The organism is Actinoallomurus sp. NBC_01490 (genome assembly GCF_036227085.1).
GTDB lineage: Bacteria > Actinomycetota > Actinomycetes > Streptosporangiales > Streptosporangiaceae > Actinoallomurus > Actinoallomurus oryzae.
Window position 1 is genome coordinate 1,043,372 of record NZ_CP109433.1, and the last position, 19,462, is coordinate 1,062,833.

11 protein-coding genes are annotated in these 19,462 nt (G+C 68.3%); 9 read left to right on the forward strand and 2 right to left on the reverse strand.

What is annotated here, in order from left to right; all coding sequences use genetic code 11:
* Positions 1-39: 39 nt before the first annotated feature.
* The 7 genes from OG417_RS05385 to OG417_RS05415 are packed head-to-tail and all read left to right on the forward strand — an operon-like array spanning position 40 to position 7,410.
* Positions 40-1,332 carry an MCE family protein gene (locus OG417_RS05385; protein ID WP_329250602.1) on the forward strand — a complete coding sequence of 431 codons (1,293 nt, stop codon included), beginning with the start codon at positions 40-42 and terminating at the stop codon, positions 1,330-1,332.
* Positions 1,329-2,348 (forward strand): MlaD family protein, encoded by a 1,020-nt coding sequence (locus tag OG417_RS05390; RefSeq protein WP_329250604.1) that lies wholly within the window; start codon positions 1,329-1,331, stop codon positions 2,346-2,348. The genes OG417_RS05385 and OG417_RS05390 overlap by 4 nt, the downstream gene beginning before the upstream one ends.
* Before the next feature lie 36 nt (positions 2,349-2,384).
* A complete protein-coding gene (locus tag OG417_RS05395) occupies positions 2,385-3,404 on the forward strand; it encodes an MCE family protein (protein WP_329250607.1) in 1,020 nt (339 codons plus the stop codon).
* Between the two features lie 34 nt (positions 3,405-3,438).
* Complete coding sequence (locus tag OG417_RS05400) at positions 3,439-4,737, forward strand: MCE family protein (RefSeq protein ID WP_329250610.1); 1,299 nt, start codon at positions 3,439-3,441, stop codon at positions 4,735-4,737.
* Positions 4,734-6,152, forward strand: coding sequence for an MlaD family protein (locus tag OG417_RS05405; RefSeq protein ID WP_329250612.1), 1,419 nt, complete (start codon positions 4,734-4,736; stop codon positions 6,150-6,152). The genes OG417_RS05400 and OG417_RS05405 overlap by 4 nt, the downstream gene beginning before the upstream one ends.
* Positions 6,116-6,685, forward strand: a complete 570-nt coding sequence (locus OG417_RS05410; protein ID WP_329250615.1) for a hypothetical protein — start codon at positions 6,116-6,118, stop codon at positions 6,683-6,685. The genes OG417_RS05405 and OG417_RS05410 overlap by 37 nt, the downstream gene beginning before the upstream one ends.
* Positions 6,682-7,410, forward strand: a complete 729-nt coding sequence (locus tag OG417_RS05415; protein ID WP_329250618.1) for a hypothetical protein — start codon at positions 6,682-6,684, stop codon at positions 7,408-7,410. The genes OG417_RS05410 and OG417_RS05415 overlap by 4 nt, the downstream gene beginning before the upstream one ends.
* A 201-nt stretch (positions 7,411-7,611) precedes the next feature.
* Here OG417_RS05415 and OG417_RS05420 read toward each other — a convergent pair whose 3' ends face one another.
* The gene (locus OG417_RS05420; protein ID WP_329250621.1) at positions 7,612-7,983 is read right to left on the reverse strand and encodes a ClpX C4-type zinc finger protein; all 372 of its coding nucleotides are present in this window, start codon (positions 7,981-7,983) and stop codon (positions 7,612-7,614) included.
* 533 nt (positions 7,984-8,516) lie between these two features.
* On the opposite strand from OG417_RS05420, the gene rpoB reads away from it, so the two are divergent.
* Positions 8,517-11,987 (forward strand): DNA-directed RNA polymerase subunit beta, encoded by a 3,471-nt coding sequence (rpoB, locus tag OG417_RS05425; RefSeq protein ID WP_329250624.1) that lies wholly within the window; start codon positions 8,517-8,519, stop codon positions 11,985-11,987.
* An 89-nt stretch (positions 11,988-12,076) separates the two neighbouring features.
* Positions 12,077-15,952, forward strand: coding sequence for a DNA-directed RNA polymerase subunit beta' (locus tag OG417_RS05430; RefSeq protein ID WP_329250627.1), 3,876 nt, complete (start codon positions 12,077-12,079; stop codon positions 15,950-15,952).
* Between the two features lie 57 nt (positions 15,953-16,009).
* Here the strand turns inward: OG417_RS05430 and OG417_RS05435 are convergent, their stop codons facing one another.
* Positions 16,010-19,381, reverse strand: coding sequence for an NACHT domain-containing protein (locus OG417_RS05435; protein ID WP_329250629.1), 3,372 nt, complete (start codon positions 19,379-19,381; stop codon positions 16,010-16,012).
* Between the last annotated feature and the right edge of the window lie 81 nt (positions 19,382-19,462).

The window sequence follows — 19,462 nt, forward strand, 5'->3', positions numbered from 1 at the left end:
CGAGAAGGTGACAACCGCGATGATGACGGGTGAGGGCACATGACCGCCGGCTCATGGTCTGAACGCCTGCGCTACCGCCTGTACGGCCTGGCGTTCATGATCATCGTCATCGTGCTCGTTCTGCTGATGCTCGCCCAGTACAACCAGGCCTTCAAGTCCGTCTACCACGTCACCGTCAACAGCGACCGGGCCGGACTGCAGCTCGTGCCGCACTCCGACGTCAAGGTGCGCGGCCTGATCGTCGGTGAGGTCCGCAGCATCCACTCGACGGCCACCGGCGCCGCGATCGACCTCGCGCTCGATCCGGGCAAGGCGGCGCTGATCCCGGACAACTCCTCGGCGCGCATGCTGCCCAAGACGGTGTTCGGCGAGAAGTACGTCGATCTGGTGCCGCCCACCGCCAACGCGGGGCCGCACCTGAAGGACGGCGACACCATCGCCCAGGACAAGTCCACCACCGCCGTCGAGGTGAACCAGGTCCTCGACGACATCATGCCGCTGCTGAACGCGGTGAAGCCCGAGAAGCTCAACGCGACGCTCAACGCCCTGGCCACCGCGCTGCAGGGCCGCGGCGAGGAGATCGGGCAGACGATCGACCTGGCCGACGGCTACCTCAGGAAGCTCAACCCCCATCTGCCGACGATCGTGCACGACCTGCGGGCGCTGTCCACGGTCAGCGACAACCTCAACGGCGCCGCGCCCGACCTGCTGTCGATCATGCAGAACCTCCAGGTCACCAACAAGACGATCGTCGACAAGCAACCCCAGCTGGTCTCCCTGCTGGACAAGGGCATCGACCTGACCGGCAAGCTCATCCCGTTCGCGGAGGAGAACGAGCCGCGGTTGGTGGGCGCGCAGCTGGCGAACCGCCAGGCGCTCGCCCTCATCGCCAAGGCCTCCCCGGCCATCCCGTGCGTCTTCAAGGGCATGGCCAAGATCCAGCCCCGTCTGGTCGAGGCGATGGGCGGCGGCCAGCCCGGCGTGCACGTCACGCTGGAGCTGAGCAAGCCGCGCCCGGCGTACAAGCCGGTCCTGGACCTGCCGGAGAACAAGGACCAGCGCAACGCCCGCTGCTACGGCATACCGAACCCCAAGGTGCCCTTCCCGCAGTACCAGACCCTGGACGGCACCCAGGACGACACGTGGTGGAAGGGCCCGGCCGGCCGCTCGCTGTCCAGCGTCCTGATCAAGCCCGGCTCCTCCACCGATGACGACTCCATGCTGAAGAGCCTCATGGCGCCGGCGATGGGCACCTCCGCGAACCAGGTCTCCGACCTCGCCTCGCTGCTGTACGCCCCGGCCGCCAGCGGAATGGTGGTGACGCTGAAGTGAAGACGACGTCGGCGGCCATCAAGCTGCTCATCTTCGCGGTGATCGCGACGCTGTTCACCGGCATCCTCGCGGTCACGATCTCCAACACCCAGTTCGTCGACACGACGAAGTATCGGCTGATCTTCACCGACGCGGCCGGGGTGCTCCCGGGCGACGAGGTGCGCATCGCCGGCGTACGCGTCGGGCAGGTCGACTCGGTCAAGCTCTACCGCGGCACCCTCGCGCAGGTGACGGTCTCGGTGCTCAAGTCCGAGCCGCTGCCGCGCAGCACCCAGGCCCAGCTGCGCTACCGCAACCTGATGGGCCAGCGCTACGTCTCGCTGACGCAGGGCTCGGGCCAGGGCGGCACCCTGCCGGCGAACGGCGTCATCCCCAAGGAGCAGACCCAGCCGGCGCTCGACCTGACCGCGCTGTTCAACGGCTTCCGCCCGCTCCTGCGCGCCATCCGGCCACAGGACGTCAACCAGCTCTCGTACGAGATCATCCAGGTGCTCCAGGGCGAGGGCGGCACGGTCAACGGCCTGCTCGCGCACGTCTCGTCGCTGACCCAGACCCTGGGCAACCGCGACCAGGTCATCGGCCGGGTCATCGACAACCTCGACCGCGTGATCAGCACGATCGACTCGCGCGACGAGGAGGTCTCCTCGCTGATCACCAACCTGAAGAGCCTCGTCTCGGGCCTGTCAGGCGACCGTAAGGCGATCGGTGACTCGCTCGTTAGCGTCAACCAGCTCATCGGCGCGACCAACGGCCTGCTCAGCCAGGCGCGGCCTCCGCTCAAGAACGACATCACCCAGCTCGGGCAGCTGTCGAAGGTCCTCGCGGCCAACGGCAACGACCTGGACAAGGCGTTCGCGGCACTGCCGACCAACTTCACGCTGCTCGACCGGGTGGCGTCCTACGGATCCTTCTTCAACTTCTACCTCTGCAGTCTGGACGCCCGGATCGGGCTGCCCGGAAAGGTCACTGTCAACACGCCGCAGATCGTGAACGACAACGCCCGGTGTAAAGAATGAGAAAGTTCATCTTCGGGTCGAGAGGGGAGTACGGCCATGAAGCGGTCGTTCCGGGATCGGGATCCCCTGCGGATGGGTCTGCTCGGCGTGACCTCGGTGACGCTGCTCGTGGCCCTCTCGTTCAACCTGTCGCGCTTCGAGGGCGGGACGAAGTATCAGGCCGCGTTCACGGAGGCCAGCGGGCTGAAGCCGTCGGAGGACGTCCGCATCGCGGGCGTGAAGGTCGGCAAGGTCCTGAGCGTGGGCCTGGAGGGCGACCACGTGAAGGTCGCCTTCACGGTGGACCCCAAGGTGCGCTTCGGCACCACCTCACGCGCGGCGATCAAGCTGAGCACGATCCTGGGTTCGCACTACCTGGAGATCCAGCCGAGCGGTTCGGGACGGCAGCCGGCGCACTCGGAGATCCCCACCTCGCGCACGACGCCGTCGTACGAGGTCGTGCCCGCCTTGCAGGACCTCAGCGGGCAGGTGCAGAAGATCGACGTGCCGCAGCTCGGCAAGGCGTTCGACACGCTGTCGGACACGCTGCAGGGCTCCCCGGACAACGTCCGCGGAGCGCTGGACGGGCTGCGGAAGATCTCCCGGGCGGTGGCCTCGCGCGACGAGTCGCTGAGCGACCTGCTCCAGCACACCAACAACGTCACCAAGCTGCTGGCCGACCGCAGCGGGGACCTGGCGGCGCTGGTCTCGGACGGCTCGCGGCTGCTGCAGGAGATCGACGACCGGCGCGCGGTGGTCCGCTCGCTGCTGTCCGGCACGGTGAGCCTCTCCCAGCAGATCACCGGCACGATCGAGGAGAACCGCGCCACGCTGAACCCCGCCCTGACCCAGCTCCACAAGGTCGTCGACATCCTGCTGCGCAACCAGGACAACCTCGACCGCGCGGTGAAGGTCATCGGGCCGTTCGTCACGACGTCGGCGGACGCCACGTCCGCCGGCCGGTGGTTCGACGGATACCTCCAGAACCTCATCCCGCTGCCGGCGAGCGTCAAGGGCCCCTCAGGCGGCTCGTCGACCAAGTCCCCCGGGACGGACACGCTGCCGATCATTCCGTGAGCGCAAGGACAAAGGTGGGAAGGGAGGCCCGCAGATGAGGCGAGGTGCCATCCGCCGCGCGGCCCCGCGGGCCCTCGCGCTCGCGCTCGCCCTCGGCACCGCGGTGTCGGGGTGCACGTTCAAGGGCGTGTCGTCGATGCCGCTGCCGGGCGGCGTCGACACGGGCTCCCAGCCGTACGACGTGAAGATGGTCTTCGAGAACGTCCTGGACCTGGTGCCGCAGTCGCAGTGCCGGGTCAACGACGTCCCGGTCGGCATGGTCACCAAGATCGACCTGGTCGACTGGAAGGCCGTCGTGACGTGCCGGCTCCGCCGTACGGTCGACCTGCCCGCCAACGCGGTCGCCACCATCTCCCAGACCAGCCTGCTCGGGGAGAAGTTCGTCGCGCTGTCCGCCCCGCAGGGACAGACACCGCAGGGACGCCTCGCGGCGGGGGCCGAGATCCCCCTCGACCGCACCTCGCGCAGCACCGAGGTCGAGGAGGTGCTGTCGGCGATGTCGATGCTCGTCACCGGCGGCGGCCTCGAACAGATCTCCACGATCAACCATGAGCTGAACGCCGCCCTGCAGGGCCACACCACGCAGTTGCGCGACGTGCTGAACCAGCTCAACACCTTCGTCGGCACGCTCGACCGGCAGAAGAACCAGATCGTCACGACGATCGACAAGGTCGACCAGCTGGCCGCCACGCTCGCCAAGCACAACAAGACGATCGCCGACACCATCGACAGCACCGGCCCGGCGGTGAAGATCCTGGCCTCCCAGCGCAAGGACCTCACCAAGCTGCTGGTCAACATGGACAGGCTGGGTACGGTCGCGACCCGCGTCATCAACCGGTCGCAGGGCGACACCGTGGCCAACCTCAAGGCCCTGCAGACCATCCTGACCAACACCAACAAGGCCGGCGAGACGATCCCCAAGATCCTCGGCGGCCTGTTCACCTTCCCGTTCCCGCAGACGGTCAGCCAGGCGCTCAAGGGCGACTACGGCAACCTGATGGTCTCCATGGACCTCAACGTCGCCGACCTCGCGCACAACCTCCTCGCCGGTACGCCGCTCGCAGGCATCTCCAAGGCCGCGGACAAGCTGCAGAACATCCTGCCGCCGCCGCGCACGGGCCTGCCCGACACGCCGCTGGGCGTGCTGCCGGGGCTCACGACGAACGGAGCGGGCCAGAACAGCGGATCCGCGACCCCCGGGTCCTCCAAATCTCCGGGAACCCCCGGCTCGAACGGTGGTTCCGGGGGGATCGGCGACATCCTGCCGCCGCTCGGCATGAGCGGCCCGCCCGGTGACGACCTCGGTGCGCTGCTCCAGGGAGGCACCGCATGATCATCAAGCGCGGCGTCAAGATCCAGCTGCTGGTGTTCGCGGTCATCACGGCGCTGACCATGGCGTACACCCTGGTCAACATCATCGGCATCGGGCAGGGCGTGCTCGACCTGCGGTACCGCGTGTACGTCAATCTCACCGACTCGGGCGGCATCTTCTCCGGCGCGGAGGTCACGTACCGCGGTGTCACGGTCGGGCGCGTGGGCCCGCTGCGGCTCACCAAGGACGGCGTACGCGTCGAGCTGCGCATCGACCGGGGCAAGAAGGTGCCCGCCAACGGCGTCCAGGCCTACGTGCTCAACCGGTCCGGCGTCGGCGAGCAGTACGTCGACCTGCGCCCGGCCGGCAACGGCCCGTCGCTGAAGGACGGCTCGGTCATCCCGGTCTCGCACACGCACCTGCCGGTGCAGACGTACGAGCTGCTGCGCAACGTCGACGCGCTGGTCCGTACGGTCAACCCCCAGGACCTCGGCACGGTCATCGACGAGCTCGACAAGGGCCTGTCGGGCACCGGTCCGGACCTGCAGTCGCTGCTCGACTCGAACAAGCGGATCCTCGAAGCGCTCAACGCGAGCTACCCCGAGACGATCCAGCTGCTCAACAACGGCCGTACCGTCCTGGACACGCAGGTGGACGAGGGGCCGACGTTCCGGCAGTTCTCCCACGACCTCGCGTCGCTGACCGGTGAGCTCAAGCACGACGACGGCACGGTGCGCTCGGTGCTGAACACCACGCCCGGCACGCTGGACCAGGGCAACGACCTGTTCGAACGCATCCAGCCGACGCTCCCCACGCTGCTGGCCAACGGCTCGGTGATCGGCCAGGTGCTGACCTCACGCTCCACCCAGTTGCGGCAGATGCTGGTCATGTACCCGCTGATCGTGGGCGGCGCGTTCACCGTGGCGCCCGGCGACGGCACCGTGCACTTCGGCATGGAGCTGAACCTCAACGCACCACCCGTGTGCACCAAGGGGTACGAGAACACGCGGGTGCGGTATCCGCAGGACACACGCCCGGCGAGCGTCAACCCCAAGGCCTCCTGCAAGCTGCCGAAGAACTCGCCCACGGCCGTGCGCGGCTCGCGCAACGCTCCGCCCGCGGGGCCGTACCCCAAGCTTCCGGCCGGCGCCACCGCGGGCGCGGGCTTCCCGTACGAGCGGACCTATTCGGGCGGGTCGTCGTCTTCGTCGTCGTCCTCGGACGCGGCCAAGCAGGCCTCGGCGCAGCAGTCGCCGGGCGCGACGAACGGTGCGCAGTCCGCATCGCGGCTTCAGACGCTCTTCGTCACCGGCTACGATCCCCGGACTCGCGTTTACGTGGGACCCGACGGAAAGCAGTACCGGTTGGGCAAGGTCAGTCAACTGACGGGAGACGCTTCATGGCAGACGCTTCTGCTGAGCCCGATCGTCGGCTGAGCGCCGGCCGTGGCCGGCTGGGGGCGATGCTCGACCGGCGGTTCCGCGGAGGCCGTCTGGGAGCGGCCTTCGCGGCACTGGGACTGATCTTCATCGCGCTGACGGTGTGGGCGGGCTTCCTCGCCAAGAGCACGTACGCCGCCGACACCCGTAAGTCCGACATCGCCGCCGCCCAGGAGGTCGCACGCCGGGTCGTCATCCACTTCTACGAGATCAGCTACCAAACCTTCGACCAGGACACCCAGCGGGTGTACGCGGACCTGGACAGCGCGTTCAAGGCGCAGGCGGTCCAGCAGATCGGGTCGGCCTGGAAGCAGACCGTGGTGAGCAACCAGCTGATCTCCAACGCGGCCTTGTACGCCTCGGGCGTGGTGAACATCAGCTCCAAGTCGGCCGAGGTCCTGGTCACCGTGACGCGCACCGCCCGGTCCAGCCAGGCGAAGACCCCGGTGTCGTCGCGGGTGAGCGCGCAGGTTCAGCTCACCAAGCGGGGTGACGACTGGAAGGTCTCGGGGATGGGCGGTCTGCAGTGACGGTGGAGACGGACAGCGAGAGCCGCCGGGCGGCGCGCCGGGCCGAGCGTGACGACCGGCGGAAGCGTGAGCGGGAGCGGCAGCAGGAGCGGAAGCGCGAGCCGGAGGGCCCGGCCGCCGAGAAGACCGCGGCGGCGGACCGCCGGTCCCCGGCGACGCCGCTGCTGACGCTGCTGGGCTGCGCGTGCCTGGTGATGGCGGTGTGCTGCCTGTACCTGTGGCACCAGAAGATCCACGACCGAGCCCTCGCCCGCGCCCGCGACGACGCCCGCGCGGCCGCCCAGTCCGAGGCGAAGGACCTGCTGTCCTACAACTACAAGACACTCGACTACGACCTGAACAAGGCGAAGTCGGAGATGACCCCGGGGATGGCCAAGTCGTTCGGCGACTACTGGCAGATCCTCCGTCCGTCGGTGGAGAAGAGCCAGACCCAGGCCCTGACCCAGATCCAGGTGACGGCGGTGACCGATGCGACTCCGACGAGGGTCGAGGTGGTCATGTTCGTGAAGATGATCTCGGTCAACGCCGCGCACAAGGAGCCCCAGGTGGACACGGCCTGGCCCCGGCTCCAGATGCAGAAGATCGGCAAGAAGTGGCTGATCGACGGCCCGAGGATGACCACCCCGCCCCCGGCGTCGGCCTCTCCCACCCCGGCCCCGTCGGCGTCGAAGAAGCCGTCCTCCAAGACGTCCCCGAAGGCCCCGAAGGCCTCGAAGAAGCCGTAGTCCGGACGTCCTCGGCCGGGTCGTCACCGGCAGGGCCGCCGGAGGGCGACGTACGGCGGCCGAGGGGCGCTGAGGGGTTTCGGGTCCCACGGATGCCCTGGAAGGCCCGTCACGGGCCTCTGTGGGCCTGTGAGGCCGTGCCGGGCGGTGGCGCGGCGCCCCCGACGCGAGGTGGGCCGGGCCGCCGGGGCCCGGTCCTGATCACTCCTCGCCGGAGAACCGCTCCCACGCGGATTGCCGAGTGATGCCGAGGGCCTGTCCGATCCGCGCCCAGGTGACGCCCCGGCGGCGCAGCTCCCGTACCCACGAGCGCAGGTCGGCCTCGACCTGATCGGCGACGGCGGCGACCCGCGGGATGTGTTCGAGCATCTGTTCGTCGGTCAGGGAGCCCCAGATCGGCAGCCGCGGCTTGACCGGGGCGTCGCGGTACTCCTCGATGACCGCCTCGGCCAGGGCGACGCACTCGTTGCAGATGTGCACTCCAGGACCGGCGACCATCTTGTCGACCTCGGTGTGGGCCTTGCCACAGAACGAGCACAGGACCGGCTCGGCCGGCGGAACGGGCATCGCCATGAGAGACCTCCGTTTGTCAGGGTGTCCCTGACGAAGGTAGATCGTCAGGGACACCCTGACAAGTGGTCGGGAAGAGCTGTGCGGCGGGGTCGTGGGGAGGTGGGGGCGGGTGGCCTTCGGATGACCGTTCGATGGCCGGGGCGAGGCCTTCCCGTGGCCTCCGTGACACCCGCGCGAAGCCCGTCTGCGTCGGGGCGGAGCGACATCTCCGCACATGTCCACCCAGTGAGATGAGGAGGCCTGGCGAACGTGGGCTAAACTATGGTCTTCGTCACGCCTGATGAGCGGGCGAAATGTCCATGTCTAGTCTTGACGTGGGGCCGCTGACGAGCGATGCTGCGGAGCAACTGTGATGCATACTGCGGCGCTCTGCTTGCCAGCGGTGTAGCCCTCGGCTACACTGCCCCTTTGCGCTGCCCTCTGACTATCCACAACCTGAGAGACCGTGAAGAGTCCACCTCGCACGGCTTTGGGACGTGGATCGTCTGGCGTGCGCGTCGTCAGTCCGCCGCGAGCCCTCGGAAGGACCACTCTTGGCAGCCTCGCGCAACGCCTCGACTACCGCAACCGGTCCGAACCGCGTTTCCTTCGCGCGTATCAAGGAGCCTCTGGGAGTCCCGGATCTCCTCGCGCTGCAAACCGAGTCCTTTGACTGGTTGCTCGGTAACGAGAGGTGGAAGGCCCGGGTCGATGCGGCCCAGCAGGCCGGTCGTAAGGATGTCCCGACCCAGTCGGGACTTGAGGAGATCTTCGAAGAGATCAGTCCCATCGAAGACTTCTCCGGCACCATGTCCCTCTCGTTCCGCGATCACCGGTTCGAGCCGCCGAAGTACTCCGTTGAGGAGTGCAAAGACAAGGACATGACCTTCTCCGCCCCGATGTTCGTCACGGCGGAGTTCATCAACAACTCCACGGGGGAGATCAAGAGCCAGACGGTGTTCATGGGTGACTTCCCGCTCATGACGCCGAAGGGCACTTTCATCATCAACGGCACCGAGCGTGTCGTCGTCTCTCAGCTCGTCCGCTCGTCCGGCGTCTACTTCGACCGGACCCTGGACAAGACGTCCGACAAGGACATCTTCGGCTGCAAGGTGATCCCCTCCCGGGGTGCATGGCTCGAGTTCGAAGTCGACAAGCGTGACAATGTCGGCGTCCGTATCGACCGCAAGCGCAAGCAGAGCGTCACCGTTCTGCTCAAGGCGCTGGGCTGGGACGACGCCCGCATTCTCGAGCGCTGGGGCGACTACGAGTCGATGCGGATCACCCTGGAGAAGGACCACACCACCGGGCAGGACGACGCGCTGCTCGACATCTACCGCAAGCTGCGTCCGGGCGAGCCTCCGACCAAGGAGTCCGCGCAGACGCTGCTCGAGAACCTCTACTTCAACCCGAAGCGGTACGACCTCGCGAAGGTCGGCCGATACAAGGTCAACAAGAAGCTCGGCCTCGACCTGGACCTCACGCAGGGCACCCTGACCGAGGACGACATCGTCACCACCGTCGACTACCTCGTGCGGCTGCACGCCGGCGAGGAGGAGATGACGGGCCCGGCGGGCCGCGACGTGCCCGTCGAGACCGACGACATCGACCACTTCGGCAACCGCCGTATCCGCTCGGTCGGCGAGCTCATCCAGAACCAGGTCCGCCTGGGCCTGGCCCGCATGGAGCGCGTCGTCCGCGAGCGCATGACCACGCAGGACGTCGAGGCCATCACGCCGCAGACCCTGATCAACATCCGTCCGGTCGTGGCGTCGATCAAGGAGTTCTTCGGCACCTCGCAGCTGTCGCAGTTCATGGACCAGACCAACCCGCTCGCGGGCCTGACGCACAAGCGTCGTCTCAACGCCCTGGGCCCCGGCGGTCTGTCCCGTGAGCGCGCCGGCATGGAGGTCCGTGACGTCCACCCGTCGCACTACGGCCGCATGTGCCCGATCGAGACCCCGGAAGGGCCGAACATCGGCCTGATCGGCTCGCTGAGCTCGTACGGCCGGGTCAACTCCTTCGGCTTCATCGAGACGCCGTACCGCAAGGTCGTCGACGGCCGGGTCACCGAGCAGATCGACTACCTCACCGCGGACGAGGAGGACCGGCACGTCGTCGCCCAGGCCAACACGCCGATCGACGACGACGGCAACTTCGCCGAGAGCCGCGTTCTGGTGCGCCGGAAGGGCGGCGAGATCGAATTCATCTCGCCGGCCGACGTGGACTACATCGACGTCTCGCCGCGCCAGATGGTGTCGGTCGCGACGGCCATGATCCCGTTCCTCGAGCACGACGACGCCAACCGCGCGCTGATGGGCTCGAACATGCAGCGCCAGTCGGTGCCGCTGCTGCGCAGCGAGGCTCCGCTGGTCGGCACGGGCATGGAGTACCGCGCGGCGACCGACGCCGGCGACGTCATCACGGCCGAGAAGGCCGGCGTCGTCGAGGAGGTCTCGGCCGACTACATCACGGTGATGAACGACGACGGCACGCGTACGACGTACCGTGTCGCCAAGTTCAAGCGCTCCAACCAGGGCACGTGCTTCAACCAGAAGCCGATCGTGAACGAGGGCCAGCGGGTCGAGGTCGGCACCGTCATCGCCGACGGTCCCTGCACGGACAACGGCGAGATGGCGCTCGGCAAGAACCTCCTGGTGGCGTTCATGCCGTGGGAGGGCCACAACTACGAAGACGCGATCATCCTCTCCCAGCGTCTGGTGCAGGACGACGTCCTGTCCTCGATCCACATCGAGGAGCACGAGGTCGACGCCCGCGACACCAAGCTGGGCCCGGAGGAGATCACCCGGGACATCCCGAACGTCTCCGAAGAGGTCCTGTCCGACCTGGACGAGCGCGGCATCATCCGCATCGGGGCCGAGGTCACCACGGGCGACATCCTGGTCGGCAAGGTCACGCCCAAGGGCGAGACCGAGCTGACCCCGGAGGAGCGCCTCCTGCGCGCGATCTTCGGTGAGAAGGCCCGTGAGGTCCGCGACACCTCGCTGAAGGTCCCGCACGGTGAGTCCGGCAAGGTCATCGGTGTCCGCGTGTTCAGCCGCGAAGAGGGCGACGAGCTCCCGCCCGGCGTGAACGAGCTGGTCCGCGTGTACGTGGCCCAGAAGCGCAAGATCACCGATGGTGACAAGCTCGCCGGTCGTCACGGCAACAAGGGCGTGATCTCCAAGGTGCTGCCGGTCGAGGACATGCCGTTCCTGGAGGACGGCACCCCGGTCGACATCGTCCTCAACCCGCTCGGTGTGCCCGGCCGAATGAACGTCGGCCAGGTCCTGGAGACCCACCTCGGGTGGGTGGCCAGCCGTGGCTGGAAGGTCGACGGGGACGACGCCGAGTGGAAGCGCCAGCTGAAGGCCATCGGAGCGGACGCCGCCGAGCCCGGCACCAACGTCGCGACTCCGGTCTTCGACGGTGCCCGCGAGGAGGAGATCACCGAGCTGCTCGACAGCACCCTGCCGAACCGCGATGGCGAGCGCATGGTGCAGAAGACCGGCAAGGCGCGGCTGTTCGACGGCCGCACCGGTGAGCCCTTCAAGGACCCGATCGCCGTCGGTTACATCTACATCCTGAAGCTGCTCCACCTGGTCGACGACAAGATCCACGCGCGTTCGACCGGCCCGTACTCCATGATCACCCAGCAGCCGCTCGGCGGTAAGGCCCAGTTCGGTGGCCAGCGCTTCGGTGAGATGGAGGTCTGGGCGCTGGAGGCGTACGGCGCCGCCTACGCCCTCCAGGAGCTGCTCACCATCAAGTCCGACGACGTCCTCGGCCGGGTGAAGGTCTACGAGGCCATCGTCAAGGGCGAGAACATCCCTGAGCCGGGCATCCCTGAGTCCTTCAAGGTGCTGATCAAGGAGATGCAGTCGCTGTGCCTGAACGTCGAGGTGCTCTCCAGCGACGGCATGTCCATTGAGATGCGTGACACCGACGAGGACGTCTTCCGCGCAGCGGAGGAGCTCGGCATCGACCTGTCCCGGCGTGAGCCGAGCAGTGTCGAAGAGGTCTAGCGAGCGGACGGCCGGGCCGGCGCGTGGAGCGCGGGCCCGGCGGCCGCGACCTGGGAACGGCATACGACAGCAGGGGACTGGTTAACAAAGTGCTCGACGTCAACTTCTTCGACGAGCTGCGGATCGGCCTGGCGACGGCGGACGACATCCGGCAGTGGTCACACGGTGAGGTCAAGAAGCCGGAGACCATCAACTACCGGACTCTGAAGCCGGAGAAGGACGGGCTCTTCTGCGAAAAGATCTTTGGTCCGACCCGCGACTGGGAGTGCTACTGCGGGAAGTACAAGCGTGTCCGCTTCAAGGGCATCATCTGTGAGCGCTGTGGCGTTGAGGTGACCCGCGCCAAGGTGCGTCGTGAGCGGATGGGCCACATCGAGCTGGCCGCGCCGGTCACGCACATCTGGTACTTCAAGGGTGTGCCCAGCCGGCTGGGGTACCTCCTGGACCTGGCGCCCAAGGACCTTGAGAAGATCATTTATTTTGCGGCCTACATGATCACATGGGTCGACACCGACTCGCGCGAGCGTGACCTGCCCTCGCTCGAGGCCAAGATCTCCGTGGAGCGGCAGCAGATCGAGCAGCGCCGCGACGCCGAGATCGAGGCCCGGCAGAAGAAGCTGGAGCAGGACCTCGCCGAGCTCGAGGCCGCGGGGGCAAAGGGCGACCAGCGCCGCAAGGTGCGTGAGGCCGCCGAGCGTGAGATCAAGCAGATCCGCGACCGGGCCCAGCGCGAGCTGGACCGCCTCGACGAGGTCTGGAACCGCTTCCGCAACCTCAAGGTCCAAGACCTCGAGGGCGACGAGCTGCTCTACCGCGAGATGCGCGACCGGTTCGGCCGCTACTTCGAGGGCGGCATGGGCGCGGCCGCGATCCAGAAGCGTCTGGAGAACTTCGACCTCGACGCCGAGGCGGAGCGGCTGCGGGAGATCATCCGCAGCGGCAAGGGCCAGAAGAAGGCCCGCGCCCTCAAGCGCCTCAAGGTCGTCTCCGCGTTCCTCAACACCCGCAACAGCCCGCGGGGCATGGTGCTGGACTGCATTCCGGTCATCCCGCCGGACCTGCGCCCGATGGTGCAGCTCGACGGTGGCCGGTTCGCCACGAGCGACCTCAACGACCTGTACCGCCGGGTCATCAACCGGAACAACCGGCTGAAGAGGCTGCTCGACCTCGGCGCGCCCGAGATCATCGTCAACAACGAGAAGCGGATGCTCCAGGAGGCCGTCGACGCGCTGTTCGACAACGGCCGCCGCGGCCGGCCCGTCACCGGGCCCGGCAACCGTCCGCTCAAGTCGCTGTCCGACATGCTCAAGGGCAAGCAGGGCCGGTTCCGGCAGAACCTCCTGGGCAAGCGCGTCGACTACTCCGGCCGTTCGGTCATCGTCGTCGGCCCGCAGCTGCGGCTGCACCAGTGCGGTCTGCCCAAGCAGATGGCGCTGGAGCTGTTCAAGCCCTTCGTCATGAAGCGGCTGGTCGACCTCAACCACGCACAGAACATCAAGAGCGCCAAGCGCATGGTCGAGCGTGCCCGCCCGGCCGTGTGGGACGTGCTCGAAGAGGTCATCACCGAGCACCCGGTGCTGCTCAACCGGGCGCCGACGCTGCACCGCCTGGGCATCCAGGCCTTCGAGCCGCAGCTGGTCGAGGGCAAGGCCATCCAGATCCACCCGCTCGTCTGCACCGCGTTCAACGCGGACTTCGACGGTGACCAGATGGCCGTGCACCTGCCGCTGGCGGCCGAGGCCCAGGCCGAGGCGCGCATCCTGATGCTCTCGACCAACAACATCCTCAAGCCGTCCGACGGCAAGCCGGTCACCATGCCGACCCAGGACATGGTCATCGGCCTGTTCTGGCTGACCACGGAGAAGGACGGTGCGGACGGCCAGGGCCGTACGTTCACCACCCTGTCCGAGGCGATCATGGCCTACGACCGGGGCGAGCTCGACCTGCAGGCCCGGATCCAGGTCCGGGTCAAGGACGTCCCGCCGCCGCGCGGCTGGACGGCGCCGGAGGGTTACGAGGAGGGGCAGCCGTACCGCCTCGAGACCACGCTCGGCCGCCTGCTGTTCAACGAGGCGCTGCCGGCCGACTTCCCGTTCGTGAACTACGAGGTCGGCAAGAAGCAGCTCTCGACGATCGTGAACGAGCTGGCCGAGACGTACCCGAAGGTCGACGTGGCCAACGCGCTCGACGCGCTGAAGGACACCGGCTTCCGGTGGGCGACCCGCTCCGGCGTCACCATCGCCATCGACGACGTCATCGCCCCGCCGAACAAGGCGGACATCATGGCGTCGTACGAGCGGCAGGCCGACAAGGTGCAGCGGGAGTACGACCGCGGTCTGATCACCGACGACGAGCGCCGTCAGGAGCTCATCGAGATCTGGACCAAGGCCACGGTCGACGTCGCCAAGGACATGGAGGCGGCGTTCCCCGCCACCAACCCGATCTGGATGATGATCAACTCCGGTGCCCGCGGTAACCCGCTGCAGCTCCGGCAGATCGCCGGTATGCGCGGTCTGGTCTCCAACCCCAAGGGCGAGACCATCCCGCGGCCGATCAAGTCCTCCTTCCGCGAGGGCCTGTCCGTGGTCGAGTACTTCATCGCCACGCACGGTGCCCGGAAGGGTCTGGCCGACACCGCTCTGCGTACCGCCGACTCGGGCTACCTCACCCGTCGTCTGGTCGACGTCGCGCAGGACGTCATCGTCCGCGAGGACGACTGCGGCACCGACCGTACGATCAAGTTCGCGATCGCGACCAAGGGCGCCGACGGCTCCCTGACCAAGGTGGCGAACTCCGAGAACAGCCTCGTCGGGCGCAACATCGCCGAGGACATCGAGGTCGACGGCACGCTGATCTACCCGGCCGGCACCGACCTCAACGACACGGTGCTCAACCGTCTCATCGAGGTCGGCGTCTCGGAGGTCCGCACGCGGAGCGCGCTGGTCTGCGAGTCCAAGATCGGTGTCTGCGCGATGTGCTACGGCCGTTCGCTGGCCACCGGCAAGCTCGTGGACGTCGGCGAGGCGGTCGGCATCATCGCCGCCCAGTCGATCGGCGAGCCCGGCACCCAGCTGACGATGCGTACCTTCCACACCGGTGGTGTGGCGGGTGTCGACATCACGCACGGTCTGCCGCGTGTCCAGGAGCTGTTCGAGGCGCGCATCCCCAAGGGTGTCGCCCCGATCAGCGAGGTGGCCGGCCGGATCCGCATCGACGAGACCGAGAAGACCCGCAAGATCGTGGTCATCCCGGACGACGGTGGCGAGGAGATCGCCTACCCGGTGCCGATGCGGTCGCGGCTGAGCGTCAAGGACGGCGACCACGTCGACGTCGGCCAGCAGCTCATCGCGGGTGCCATCAACCCGCACGAGGTGCTGCGCATCCTCGGCCCGCGCGCGGTCCAGCTGCACCTGGTCGACCAGGTGCAGGAGGTCTACCGGTCCCAGGGTGTGTCGATCCACGACAAGCACATCGAGATCATCGTTCGGCAGATGCTGAAGCGGGTCCAGGTGCTGGAGTCCGGCGACACCGACATGCTGCCCGGTGTCGAGCTGGTCGAGCGGCCGCGGTTCGAGGAGCTCAACCGTGCCGTCGTCGCCGAGGGCGGTCAGCCCGCCGTCGGCCGTCCCCAGCTCATGGGCATCACGAAGGCGTCGCTGGCCACCGAGTCGTGGCTGTCGGCGGCCTCCTTCCAGGAGACGACGCGGGTCCTCACGGACGCGGCGATCCACGCCAAGTCCGACCCGCTGGTCGGCCTGAAGGAGAACGTCATCATCGGAAAGCTGATCCCGGCCGGTACGGGCATGCCGCAGTACCGCAACATCCGGGTGGAGCCGACCGAGGAGGCCAAGGCGGCCGTCTACTCCGTCGGGTCCTACGACGAGGGCGCCGAGTACGCCTTCGGCCAGGGCTCCGGCGAGGCGGTCCCGCTGGAGGAGTACGACTTCGGCCAGTACAACCGCTGAGCAAGACAAGCGAAGAGGCCCCTTCCGAGCGATCGGAGGGGGCCTCTCCGCGTATGTCTAGGGGTCGAACTCGAAGTAGAAACTGGTCATGCCGCCCCGCTTCTCCCGCACGAGCCGACTACGGGAGTTGAGCCGGTCTGTGTTCTTGAGTTCCTGACCGCCGTAAGCCCTGATCTTAAGGTTCGGAAGACCGCTCAACGGAGCGAGATCGAGAGGGTGGTCGATCTCGCGAATGTCCAGGTCGGTAAGGCATGTGAGCTCCGCCAGCGGAGTCAGATCGCGAATGTTTTGGCACCTCGGAAGATCCAGTCTCCGCAGTACTCGCAACGCCGAAAGAGGGGACAGGTCGTCCACCTCTGTGCCCGACAGGGTCAGCTGGTCGAGTTCGCTCAGTCCCGCGAGCGGCGCGAGCGAACTGAAGCCCTTGAGATCGCTGAGGTTCAGGCCTGTCCACCCCGTCAAATCCGCCAGCGGGGCGAGGTCGCCTAGGCGGCCGCATTCCACCAGCTGCAGAGTCTCCAGCTCGGGAAGGGTCTCGACGACCTTCTTCAGGTCTAGCCTGCCCTTAATGGTCAGGAAGGTGAGATGCCTGAGCTGGGTAAGCGGCCGGAGCCGGTCGACGTCGATCCGCGGTGCGTCGCCCAAGGTGAGTGACCGAAGTCCGCTTATCGCGGACACGAAGTCGAGGTCATGTGCGCTGGAGAGCCGATGGAGCGACAACGATCGCAGCTCGCCGAGATCGGCCAGCTCACCGACGGCCGTGATGCCGTTCACCCACAGCTTTAGACGCCGGAGGGGCAGTGACGTGATGTACTGGATCGTCGCGGGATCTGCCCCATCCAGCTCCAGCGTTCGCAGCCCGTCCTGCGACATAAGTGCATCCTGACCGGTCAGCTCGGTTGCGTAGATCACCAGAGCGTCCAGCCGTGGTACGTGACGAAGGAACGTCAGATCCACCGTGCGCGCGCCTAGGATGCGCAGGCTATGGAATCCCCGGGCATGCGGCAGCCCGGGCAACACCCGGGGCGTCTTGAGATCGATTTTCCCGGCCGACCACGGTGTCTCGGCCAGTACCCGGCGGGCGTACGTCTCCGGCTCGAAGTACTCCCAGCCGGTGATGAGTTCGTCCTGCACCTCCTTCCGCCCGTCCCTGCCGTAGGCGACCAGGACGTCCAGGGCGGCCGGGCCGTTGATGAGCCAGGCGGTCCGTACGGCCGCGACGGCGCGGGCGGTGCCGAGGCCGTCCAGGTCGCGGGGGAGGCGGCGCAGGATCTCCTCGCCCGCGCCGACCAGCAGGTGGGCCTCCTCGGCGTTGCGCGGGGGGATGACGTTCGCCAGGCAGTGTTCGATGCGGTCGCGCAGTTCGGCCGGGATCTCCGGCACGGTCTCCAGGCAGGCGGTCACCAGGCGTCGCAGGCGGCGGGCGTGCCGGGGTTCGCGGTCGGCGCGGTCCAGCAACCCCGCCAGCAGGTCGCGGCGGAGGGGGCCCGTCGCGTGGCCCGCGGTCATCACGATCGTCTCGCGCCACTGGTCCAGGTGGGCTCGTTCGATCAGCGGTTCGACGTCGTCGCGGTCGGCCGCCTCCTTCGCCGCGAGGTACTCCTGCACGGTCCGGTGCACGAAGTCGATCCGGCCTTCGGCGGGCGAGCGGATCACGCCGCTGCGTTCCAGCAGATAGTCGAGCAGCAGTGACGGCGGGACCGTCACGCGCGGCATCCCGGCCGTACGGTCCGCGACGTGGCGTTCCGCCGCCTCGCGGCGCAGCTCCGAGCGGCCCCACACCGAGAGCTGCCAGGCCAGATGCTGCAGCACGCGGACCTTCTGGTCGGGTTCCAGGCCGACCGCCGCGAAGGCGGACACCTCGCGTTCGGCGTCGCGGCGTTCGAGGAGCATGTCGAGCGCGGCGGCGTAGATGCCCATGCGGTCGCGCGGCAGTTGCCGGGCGCGGTCCAGGTTCAGGGCGCAGAGCATGGCCGCCAGCAGCGGCGTCGCGGCGAGCGCGCGCAGGTGGGGGCTGCTCTCCAGCCGGGCGAGCAGCGCGCCCTCGTACGCCGGGAGCCGCTCCGCCGGGCACGGCAGGTCACCCGCGTCGCGTACCGCGGAGTGCCAGTGCCGTACGAGCTCGCGCAGGTCGTCCGGGGCCATGGGAGACAGCGTCACCGGGGCGAAGCTCTCCGCCGTGAGCCAGCGGGCGTCGACCGCGGCCGGGCGTGAGGTGACCACGGTGCGCAGGCCCGGATACAGCGTGAGGAGGCCGCGCAGCCAGTCTCGTACGGCGGGCCGGCGGTTCGGCGGGAGTTCGTCGACGCCGTCGACGAGCAGCAGACCGCGCCCGGCCGACAGCACCCGGTGCGCCCAGCCCGGCGGCGCCAGGCCCGCGAGCGGGGCCGCCACGTCGCGTGGCAGGTCCTCCGGCTGTGGGAGGCCGGACTCGGCGTGGCTGCGGAGCTTGACGACGAACGGCACGAGGCCGTTCCAGCCGCGCAGCGCTCCGGTGAAGCCGCCGCGGGCGGCGGTCACCGCGAGCCAGCGCAGCAGCGTGCTCTTTCCCGAGCCCGCGTCACCGCGCAGGAGGGTCCGCTCGGCGCGGGCGAGCGCCGACTCGACGCGCGTGTTCGCCGGTTCGCCGTCCCGCGCGACGCCGGTGAGGTCGGAGTAGCGCAGCCGGCCCGTCGCAGGGCCGGCCGGCTCGTCGCTCTGGGCGTTCAGGCTGATGTAGGCGACGCTGAGCGTGGCGCGCGGCCGATAGTTGACGATGCGCACGCCGAACAGTTCGACCTCGTCCAGCGCCGTGGCGGCGAACTCCAGGTACCGCCGTTCGAACTCGCCGTCGTCCCCCGTGCCGCCCGGAGCGTCGAGCGTGCGCGCGGGCAGGCGGTCGAGCACGGTCGCGATCTGCTCCCCCATGCCGGAGAGCCGCGCGAGCATCTCGGTCTCCGCCCGGGCGGAGAACTCCGGGAGCTGCCGCACGACCCGTACGAAGCATTCGCAGCACTCCTGGAGAAGGAGGTCATAGAGCCGGGTGCCGGCCTCTCCGAGCTGCGCCGGCGAGCCGCGCAGCCCGTCGCGGAGGTGACGGGCGAGCCGAACCGGATCGGCGTCCGCGGCGAACAGCGCGCGGTCCGACAGGTCGGCGTTCTTCATCGTGTCGCCCACCTCCGCGGCGACGGCCGCCCGGTCGTTCTCCCCGAGGGCGGCGTACTCGCCGGCGATGAGAGAGCCGAGGCGGCGTTCGACGGCGTCGACGATCTCGTCGAGCTGGCGGTCCAGCCGTCGTCGCACGAACCGGTCGGGGAATCCGGCGCGCAGCAGCTCGGCCAGATCCTTGTCCCCGTCGCGCCGGGCGGAGCGCGCGGCCAGCCACTCGCGCGCGGCCCGCTGGACGACCGTCCTGCCGACAGCGGCGGCGATTCCCTCGATACCGGTCATAGGCCCTTCTTCGTCGGAGGGTGTGACCACTGGGCCGTGTCTTCGGTTCTCTCGCTGCGCTCGGTCACGGGGCTCCCCGCC

Bases quoted from the DNA above. Each gene is read 5' to 3' on its own strand.
- OG417_RS05385 (WP_329250602.1), top strand. From the start codon at position 40: ATGACCGCCGGCTCATGGTCTGAACGCCTGCGCTACCGCCTGTACGGC.
- OG417_RS05395 (WP_329250607.1), top strand. From the start codon at position 2,385: ATGAAGCGGTCGTTCCGGGATCGGGATCCCCTGCGGATGGGTCTGCTC.
- OG417_RS05400 (WP_329250610.1), top strand. From the start codon at position 3,439: ATGAGGCGAGGTGCCATCCGCCGCGCGGCCCCGCGGGCCCTCGCGCTC.
- OG417_RS05405 (WP_329250612.1), top strand. From the start codon at position 4,734: ATGATCATCAAGCGCGGCGTCAAGATCCAGCTGCTGGTGTTCGCGGTC.
- OG417_RS05410 (WP_329250615.1), top strand. From the start codon at position 6,116: ATGGCAGACGCTTCTGCTGAGCCCGATCGTCGGCTGAGCGCCGGCCGT.
- OG417_RS05420 (WP_329250621.1), bottom strand. From the start codon at position 7,983: ATGGCGATGCCCGTTCCGCCGGCCGAGCCGGTCCTGTGCTCGTTCTGT.
- OG417_RS05435 (WP_329250629.1), bottom strand. From the start codon at position 19,381: ATGACCGGTATCGAGGGAATCGCCGCCGCTGTCGGCAGGACGGTCGTC.